The following is a 7,627-nucleotide window of genomic DNA, read 5'->3' on the forward strand; positions in this document are numbered from 1 at the left end:
CTGGCTTGATTCCATTCGGACGGACGCCTGCGACCGGTATAATCCCCTTTCCCCCGCGGCCCCGGTGCGCAGCCCATGGCGTTGGATGTCTCGATGAAACAGCGCTTGATCGGCGCGGTGGTGCTGATCGCGCTGGCGGTGATCTTCCTTCCGCTGCTGGTCAAGGGACCGGCGCCGGACAGCGGCGTTTCCGGCGTCTCGCTGCGCATGCCCGCCGCCCCCCAAGCCGGCGGCGACACCATCACCGAGGATTTGCCGCTGGACGCGCCCGGCGCGGCGCCCGCCGGCGGTGCGACCGGGATGCCGGCCCCTGTGGCCGGGCAGCCGGCGGCAGTGGAACCGGATACGGACGCCGCGGCTGCGCCACTCGCGGCGGTGGCGGCCGGCAACTTCGTGGTGAGCTTCGGCAACTACAAGTCCGTCGCCGACGCCGACAAGGTGATCTCGGCCCTGCGCGCGGCCGGTTTGCCCGGCTATCGTGAAAAAATCACGCTGGGCGGCAACGATGCCCAGCGCGTGCGGATCGGTCCGTTCGAAGATCGCGCCACTGCCGAGTCAGCCCGCGTTCGCGCCGGACAGGTGAGCAGCAGCGTGGAAGCCAAGGTGGTGGCGCTGGACGCCGCGCCTGCCGCGCCGGCGGGGGCAACGCCCGCAGAAACCACGCCGCCGCCGAAACCGGCCGAACCGCCCAAGCCGGTGGAAGCGCCGAAGCCGACCGAACCGCCGAAACCGGCGGAAACACCCAAACCCGCGCAGCCCACGAACCCGCCAGCCGCAAAGCCCGCGTCGGCTCAGCCGGAACCGGCACCGACGCCGCCGGCCAATCCGGTGGGCACCGGCTTCGTGGTCCAGATCGGCGCGTTCGCTTCGGCGCCGGATGCCACCAAGCTGCGCGATGAAATGCGTCGCGCTGGCTTCAACGCCTTCACCGACAGCGTGCGCGGCGAACATGGCGCGCTGACCCGGGTGCGGGTCGGGCCGGTGATGACCCGCGCCGAAGCCGATGCGCTCAAGACGCAGGTGAAAGCCAAGACCGGGAAGGACGGCATGGTCCGCCCCCATCCCTGATCACTGCGAACTCCACGGAAACCAATGCCATGTGCGGGATCGTCGGTATCGTCGGCCAGAATGCAGTCGCCGGCCTGTTGTACGACGCGCTGACTGCGCTCCAGCACCGCGGCCAGGACGCCGCCGGCATCGGCACGGTACACGGCACCCACCTGCGCGTGCACAAGGGCAACGGGCTGGTGCGCGACGTGTTCGACGCCGGCGCGATGGCGCTGCTGCAGGGCAAGGTCGGGATCGCCCATTGCCGTTATCCGACCGCAGGCAGCGAGGGCAGCGACGAGGCACAGCCGTTCTACGTCAATTCACCCTACGGCATCGCGCTGGCCCACAACGGCAATCTGGTCAATACCGAGGCGCTGCGGCGCGAGGTGTTCGAGCAGGATCGCCGCAACGTCAACACCGGCTCGGATTCGGAAGTGTTGCTCAATGTGTTCGCGCACGAGCTCGACCGCCATCCGGCGCTGACCCCGGACGCCGTTTTCACCGCGCTGGAAGGTGTGAACCGGCGCGTGCGCGGCGGCTATGCGGTGGTCTGCACGGTGCTGGGGCTGGGCGTGGTCGCCTTCCGCGATCCCAACGGCATCCGCCCGCTGGTGCTGGGCAAGCGAAGCGTCGAAGGCGGCGACGAGTACATGGTCGCCTCCGAGTCGGCGGCGCTGGACATCCTCGGTTTCGAGCGGCTGCGCGACGTCGAGCCGGGCGAGGGGATCGTGATCACCGCGCGCGGCGAATTGCACGCGCGCCAGTGCGCGGCGCCGGGCAGGCACACGCCCTGCATCTTCGAATACGTCTATTTCGCGCGCCCGGATTCGATGATCGAGAACATCTCGGTCCACAAGGCGCGGATGCGCATGGGCGTCACCCTGGGCGAGAAGATCCTGCGCCTGCGCCCGGATCACGACATCGACGTGGTGATCCCGATTCCCGACACCAGCCGCGATTCCGCGCTGGAGATCGCCAACGTGCTGGGCGTGAAGTACCGCGAGGGCTTCATCAAGAACCGCTACGTCGGACGCACCTTCATCATGCCTGGCCAAAGCGAGCGCGCGAAGTCGGTCCGCCGCAAGCTCAATCCGATCCCGCTGGAATTCCGCAACCGCGTGGTGCTGCTGGTGGACGATTCGATCGTGCGCGGCACCACGTCGAAGCAGATCGTGCAGATGGCGCGCGATGCGGGGGCAAAGAAAGTCTACCTTGCTTCGGCGGCGCCGCCGGTGCGTCATCCCAACGTCTACGGCATCGACATGCCGTCCAGCGAGGAGCTCGTGGCGCACGGGCGCAGCGAGCAGGAAATCGAGTCGCTGCTGGGCTGCGACTGGCTGGTCTATCAGGATCTGGCGGATCTGGAAGCCGCGGTGGCCGGCCCGAAATTCCCCGGCCGCACGTTCGACAGTTCCTGTTTCAACGGCGAGTACGTCACGGGGATCGAGGCCGGCTATTTCGAGCGCCTCAGGCAGCTGCGTTCGGACGAGGCGAAGAAGAAGCGGCGGGCTGGCTGACTGACGTGGCCCTGCGGGTGGGCGATGGCGGGCATGCCCCGCAAGTCGCTCCCCGGTACTCGCTTGGTTGCGGGGCATGCCCGCCATCGCCTTCGGGAATGTCTGGTGGGGAGTGCTCAGGTGTGTTTCAACCAAGCGAGTATCGGGGAGCGACTTGAAACACACCTGAGCACTCCCCCTGCGTCAGGCAACGTTCCCACATGACCGGTCTGTTCGAAGCCGCCCGCACCTGCCTGGATGCCGCCACGGTGGACGACAAGCCTGCGTTGACGCTGGCGATGGCCGCCGCCTTCGCGCGCGGCGAATTTACGGTTCTCGACGGCGCGCCGCCGCCGGAGCCGATCCGCATGCCGGGCCGGCCGCCGCGTCCGCGGCTGGTGCACCCGCGCGACCTGCCGCGCCGCGGCTTCGGCACCGACGAAGGCCGCGCCGCTTTCATCCACGCGGTCGCGCACATCGAATTCAACGCGATGGACCTGGCCTGGGATGCGGTTTATCGCTTCCGCGGCATGCCTGCGGCGTTTTACGCCGATTGGGTGTCGGTGGCAAACGACGAGGCGCGGCATTTCAACCTCCTGCGCGGGCGCCTACGCGAACTGAGACATGACTATGGCGATTTCGATGCCCACAACGGCCTGTGGGAGATGGCGGAAAAGACCGCGCACGACGGCCTGGCGCGCATGGCGCTGGTGCCGCGCGTGCTGGAGGCGCGCGGGCTGGACGTCACGCCGGGGATGATCGTGAAGCTGCGCGGGTTGGGCGATGACGCCACCGCCGACATTCTCGAAGTGATCCTGCGCGAGGAAATCGCCCACGTCGCCGCGGGATCGCGCTGGTACCGCTGGCACTGCGAGCGCGCCGGCGTCGAGCCGCGCGTGCGCTTCCGCGAACTGCTGCGCGAATACGCCAGCGGCGTGCTGCACAAGCCGTTCAATACCGAGGCGCGGCTGGAAGCCGGGTTCGATCTGGAAGAACTGGAAAGCTTGCTGGCGGCTGCGGAGTGATCCTTGCAGGTGCGGATCATCGGGTCGCACCCATCAGGCCAAGTCCTTCCGCGAATGTCCCCCGGCAGCGGCCTGTGACCGCTGCCTCCTCCTTGATTTCGCTCCAGAACTTGGCCTGATGGGTGCTAGACGTGATCAATGGAAGCCCTGGGTGCGCTACAGCGCCGCCAGCGTAAACCCGCCCACATCCACCCTCAGCACCGATCCCTGTGTGTACCAGTCGCCGAGCACGATGCGGGTGCAGGCGTTGCCTGCGTCATGGATGGCGGGGCGGTGGGTGTGGCCGTGGATCATGCGCCGAACGCCGAAGCGTTGGAACCAGTCGCGCACGGTCGCGGGTGTCACGTCGGTGATCGTTTCCTGCTGCCCCTGCGCCACCAGTTCGCCGTAGCGCGCCTTGCTGGCCGCGCGCGCCTGGGCGGCGAATGCCAGCCGCGCCGCCAGCGGCTGCGCCAGGAACTGCGCCTGCCACTGCGGGTCGCGGGTCTGCGCGCGGAATTGCTGGTAGGCGGTGTCGTCCGTGCACAGCAAGTCGCCGTGCAGGATCAGCGTCGGTACGCCGTACAGGTCGATGACGGTGGGATCGTCCAGCAGGGTCATGCCGCAGCGCGCGGCGTAGCCGTTGCCCAGCAGGAAGTCGCGATTGCCGCGGATGAAGTACACCGGCACGCCGGAATCGACCAGTGCGCGCAGGCGCTCGGCGACGAAGGCGCCGGCCGTGGACGGATCGTCGTCGCCCACCCAGGCTTCGAACAGGTCGCCGAGGATGTACAGGGCATCGGCCGTACGCGCATCAAAGTCGAGAAAGCGCCCGAACAGCGCGGTGCTTTCCGGGCGTTCCGGGTCGAGGTGGAGGTCGGCGACGAACAGCGTGGTCATGGCGGAATTGTAGGGCGGCGCGCGGTGGAGTCGGGCTGTCAACCGGGCGGAAATCGTCTGCAACGCTAAAATGGACGTTTCCCTGCCGATGTCGCGCCCCATGACCGTCCGCACCCGTTTCGCTCCGTCCCCCACCGGCTACCTGCACATCGGCGGCGCGCGCACCGCGCTGTATTCGTGGCTGGCGGCGCGGGCCAGGGGTGGGCAGTTCGTGCTGCGCATCGAGGACACCGATCGCGAGCGCAGCACGCAGGCGGCCATCGACGCCATCCTGCAGGCGATGGACTGGCTGGGGTTGGACTACGACGAAGGCCCGATCTACCAGACCCAGCGCCTCGATCGCTACCAGGCGGTTGCCGAACAGCTGGTCGCGGCCGGTCACGCCTATTACGCCTATGAGACGAAGGAAGAGCTCGAAGCGATGCGCGAAGCGGCGATGGCCGCGGGCGAGAAGCCGCGCTACAACGGCGCGTACCGAGACGCCAACGCCGGCTGGCGCGACGACCCCAACCGCGTCATCCGCTTCAGGAACCCCACCGATGGCGTGGTGGCCTGGGACGACAAGGTCAAGGGACGGATCGAGATCGCCAACAGCGAACTCGACGACCTGGTGATCTTCCGCAGCGACGGTTATGCCACCTACAACTTCGCAGTGGTGGTGGACGATGTCGACATGGGCATCACCGACGTGGTGCGCGGCGACGACCACGTCAACAATACCCCGCGCCAGATCAACATCTACCGGGCGCTGGGCGCACCGGTGCCGAACTTCGCCCACCTGCCGATGATCCTCGACGAGCACGGCGCGAAGCTGAGCAAGCGCACCGGCGCGGCCGACGTGATGCAGTACCGCGACGCCGGCTACCTTCCCCACGCGCTGCTCAACTATCTGGCGCGGCTGGGCTGGTCGCACGGCGACCAGGAGATTTTCAGCATCGCCGAGATGCAGGCGCTGTTCGATCTGGCCAACGTGAACGCCAAGGCGGCGCGGCTGGATAGGGCCAAGCTGGGCTGGCTGAACCAGCAGTACCTGAAGACGGACGATCCCGAGGCCGTTGCGAAGCATCTGGTCTGGCATCTGCAGCAGTTCGGCTATGCCCTCGACCGGGGGCCGAAGCCGGCCGATCTGGTGGTCGCGCTGCGCGAGCGCACGCAGACGCTAAAGGAGATGGCGGAGAAGTCCGCGGTGTGGTTCGGCCCGCTGACGCAATACGACGAGACGGCCGTCGCCAAGCACCTCAAGGAGCAGGCGCGCGAGCCGCTGGCGCAGGCGCGGTCGCGCTTTGCGGCGCTGCCGGAGTGGACGCCCGAGGACATCCACGACGTCGTCAAGGACGTGGCGGAAGCGCTCGGCATCGGCATGGGCAAGATCGCGCAGCCGCTGCGGGTGGCGATTACCGGCAGTCAGGTCAGCCCGGACATCGGCTGGACGGTCTATCTGTGCGGACGCGACGAGGCGCTGGCGCGGATCGATGCGGCGATCGCGCGGATTGGTTGATGTTTCGCCTTCCCTTTGAAGGGGCATAGTCCTGCGGCTTGAGTCGCGGCGGTTCCGCCCGCATCATGCCGGTATGCCAAGGTCACGTGCCTGCATCGACCCGCACCATCACGTCCACGATGCCGCCGGTTTCGTGCGCGCGGTCGAGCGCGCCTGCAGCGAGCGCGGGCTGCGCTTGACGGCGGTGCGCGCCCGAGTGCTGACGCTGGTGGCAGAGGCAGGCAAACCGATCAAGGCCTACGACCTGCTGGAGCGCGTGCGCGACGGCGACGGCGCGGGTGCGGCGGCGCCACCAACGGTCTATCGCGCGCTGGACTTCCTGCTGGCCAACGGCTTCATTCACAAGCTGGAGTCGATCAACGCCTTCGTCGCCTGCCACCATCCCAACAGCGCGCAGCATTCGGTGCCGTTCCTGATCTGCAACCGCTGCCATTCGGCCACGGAACTGGAGGATGCCGGCATCGTCGTCTCGCTGGATGCCGCCGCACGCGCGTTGGGTTTCGCGCCGCAGGCGCAGACGCTGGAAGTGCACGGCCTGTGCGCGAAGTGCGCTACGGCGTGAATTCGCCTTCCCCGTTTGCGGGAAGGCGGTCAGAAGTCAGAAGAACATTCTGACGCCGAAGGCTACGCTGCGGCCGGGCAGGGCCACCACGTCCTTGAGGAACGAGGTGTGAACGCGTGCGACCTGGTTCGTCAGGTTGCTGACGTCGGCGAACAGTTCCCAGCTCAAGTTGCCTGTGTCGAAGTGGCGGGCTGCGTGGGCGTCGACGAGGGTGTAGCCGGCGGTGGGCGTTTCGTTGTTCGCGACCTTGTCCTGACGATTGGTGCGGGTGGCCCCCAGTGCGGCGCGCCAACCTGCGTTTTCCCAGCGCAACTGCGCGCCGAAGCGCGAGGGCGCGATGCGCGGCAGGTTGCCGCCGGCCGCGAGCGTCGCGCGCACGCTGTCGCCGAACACGCGCAGATCCCAGTCGCCGCTGTCGTTGGCGGCCAGATGGAAGGTGGCTTCGCCTTCGATGCCGTGGAACGTCGCGTCGCCCTGCGTCCACTGGCGGATCGGCAGGTACTCGTCCTCTTCGTCCCAGTACCAGTCGTTGCCGGTGTCGGCGAGGTAGATGAAATTGTCGAAGCGGTTGCGGTAGGCCGAGAGCTTCGCACTGACCCGCTCCGAGTGGTACTGCACGCCCAGTTCGAGCTGGTTGGCCGCCTCCCGGCGCAGGCCGACGTCGCCGATTTCGTAGGCCAGCGTGGCGATGTGCGGTCCGTCTGCGAACAATTCCTCTTCGGCCGGCGCGCGTTCGGCATGATCGAAATTGACGGTCAGCTTCCAGCGCTCGTCGAGTTTCCATGCGCCCGCCAGCGCCAGGCTGTATGGGTGGAAGCTGCGGCCGGCAGCGCCCTCCGGGCTGAATGTGACCCTGTCGACGCGAGCGCCGAGGTCGAACTGGAAGCGCGCGCTGCTGCGCCGGGCCACCGCGAACACGCCTTGGGCACGGGTACTGGTTTCAGGCACGAAGGCCTCTTCGCCGAAGGCGGCAAACGTGCTGGAGGACACCTGGACGCCCACTGCGCCCTGCCAGCCGGTGGTGCTTCCGAAGCTGGCTTCGACGCGGCCTTCGTTGGCATTCGTGCGGAAGACCGTGCCGGGCACGTCGCCTTCGCACTCGGTGGGGTCGTAGCCG

Annotated in this window: 7 protein-coding genes; 5 read left to right on the forward strand and 2 right to left on the reverse strand. The window is 67.8% G+C overall.

Annotated features, from left to right (window positions below):
• The first annotated feature begins 81 nt into the window (after positions 1-81).
• The 3 genes from Q0X16_RS06605 to Q0X16_RS06615 all read left to right on the forward strand — a co-directional run bounded on the left by Q0X16_RS06605 (position 82) and on the right by Q0X16_RS06615 (position 3,571).
• Positions 82-1,068, forward strand: a complete 987-nt coding sequence (locus tag Q0X16_RS06605; RefSeq protein WP_297832286.1) for an SPOR domain-containing protein — start codon at positions 82-84, stop codon at positions 1,066-1,068.
• 29 nt (positions 1,069-1,097) lie between these two features.
• The gene (gene purF / locus Q0X16_RS06610) at positions 1,098-2,567 is read left to right on the forward strand and encodes an amidophosphoribosyltransferase (protein ID WP_297832264.1); all 1,470 of its coding nucleotides are present in this window, start codon (positions 1,098-1,100) and stop codon (positions 2,565-2,567) included.
• 200 nt (positions 2,568-2,767) lie between these two features.
• Positions 2,768-3,571, forward strand: a complete 804-nt coding sequence (locus tag Q0X16_RS06615) for a ferritin-like domain-containing protein (protein WP_297832266.1) — start codon at positions 2,768-2,770, stop codon at positions 3,569-3,571.
• Between the two features lie 156 nt (positions 3,572-3,727).
• Here the strand turns inward: Q0X16_RS06615 and lpxH are convergent, their stop codons facing one another.
• A complete protein-coding gene (lpxH, locus tag Q0X16_RS06620) occupies positions 3,728-4,450 on the reverse strand; it encodes a UDP-2,3-diacylglucosamine diphosphatase (RefSeq protein WP_297832268.1) in 723 nt (240 codons plus the stop codon).
• A 100-nt stretch (positions 4,451-4,550) separates the two neighbouring features.
• Here lpxH and gltX point away from each other — a divergent pair, with 100 nt between their 5' ends.
• Together gltX and Q0X16_RS06630 are read left to right on the forward strand one after the other, a co-directional pair.
• Positions 4,551-5,948, forward strand: a complete 1,398-nt coding sequence (gltX, locus tag Q0X16_RS06625; RefSeq protein WP_297832289.1) for a glutamate--tRNA ligase — start codon at positions 4,551-4,553, stop codon at positions 5,946-5,948.
• A gap of 73 nt (positions 5,949-6,021) precedes the next feature.
• A complete protein-coding gene (locus Q0X16_RS06630) occupies positions 6,022-6,510 on the forward strand; it encodes a transcriptional repressor (protein ID WP_297832270.1) in 489 nt (162 codons plus the stop codon).
• Positions 6,511-6,546: 36 nt separating this feature from the next.
• Here Q0X16_RS06630 and Q0X16_RS06635 read toward each other — a convergent pair.
• Positions 6,547-7,627, reverse strand: a 1,081-nt coding sequence (locus Q0X16_RS06635; RefSeq protein WP_297832273.1) for a TonB-dependent receptor, incomplete at its 5' end; no start/stop codon positions are given.

Origin of the sequence: Thermomonas sp., from assembly GCF_025993755.1 — a bacterium.
Classification (GTDB): domain Bacteria; phylum Pseudomonadota; class Gammaproteobacteria; order Xanthomonadales; family Xanthomonadaceae; genus Thermomonas.

Bases quoted from the DNA above. Each gene is read 5' to 3' on its own strand.
- purF (WP_297832264.1), top strand. From the start codon at position 1,098: ATGTGCGGGATCGTCGGTATCGTCGGCCAGAATGCAGTCGCCGGCCTG.
- Q0X16_RS06615 (WP_297832266.1), top strand. From the start codon at position 2,768: ATGACCGGTCTGTTCGAAGCCGCCCGCACCTGCCTGGATGCCGCCACG.
- lpxH (WP_297832268.1), bottom strand. From the start codon at position 4,450: ATGACCACGCTGTTCGTCGCCGACCTCCACCTCGACCCGGAACGCCCG.
- gltX (WP_297832289.1), top strand. From the start codon at position 4,551: ATGACCGTCCGCACCCGTTTCGCTCCGTCCCCCACCGGCTACCTGCAC.
- Q0X16_RS06630 (WP_297832270.1), top strand. From the start codon at position 6,022: ATGCCAAGGTCACGTGCCTGCATCGACCCGCACCATCACGTCCACGAT.